Here is a 526-nt window from a genome sequence, read left to right on the forward strand (position 1 = left end):
GTGGGCTAAGCACATACTTACATCGTCCCGTGATAATTAACTCTTCAACAACTTCAGATTTTCAACCTGCGAAGCCGGTGCTTTTGATTTAACCGCGACTCCAAGTTCCCCCCTAACAGCCGAGAGCTATGTAGCAGAAACTAAAATACAATCAAAAATTTTGACACTAACTGCGTAACTGGGTTTAAAAGTAGGGTGAAAGGTGAACTAAATACTCCCTTTGATAGCTAAGTAAGGTATTCAATTATTTGGGCATACCCGCGCTATCTCAACTAATTGTACTCTCTGTAAAAGTAATTTTCTGCTTAATTGACGGCGTTTTATATAAGCAATACATAGGCATAATACTTAGCATTAATACGATTAACTGTTGTGCTGCGTCGAGTCCCGTTAGTTGTAACAATCCTACTATTACAGATGCGCCGGTCATTTGCGCAAACCCCAACAATGCTGACGCAGTGCCTGCTTTATCGCCAAAAGGAGCTAATGCTTGGCCAGCACATGCCCCCATCATCAATGAAAAACC

Annotated in this window: 1 pseudogene; it reads right to left on the reverse strand. The window is 41.6% G+C overall.

What is annotated here, in order from left to right:
- Positions 1 to 268 precede the first annotated feature (268 nt).
- Positions 269 to 526, reverse strand: a pseudogene (locus EOK74_RS20910) (Bcr/CflA family drug resistance efflux transporter); the annotation flags it as partial.

Origin of the sequence: Paraglaciecola marina, from assembly GCF_004360155.1 — a bacterium.
Taxonomy (GTDB): Bacteria; Pseudomonadota; Gammaproteobacteria; order Enterobacterales; family Alteromonadaceae; genus Paraglaciecola; species Paraglaciecola marina.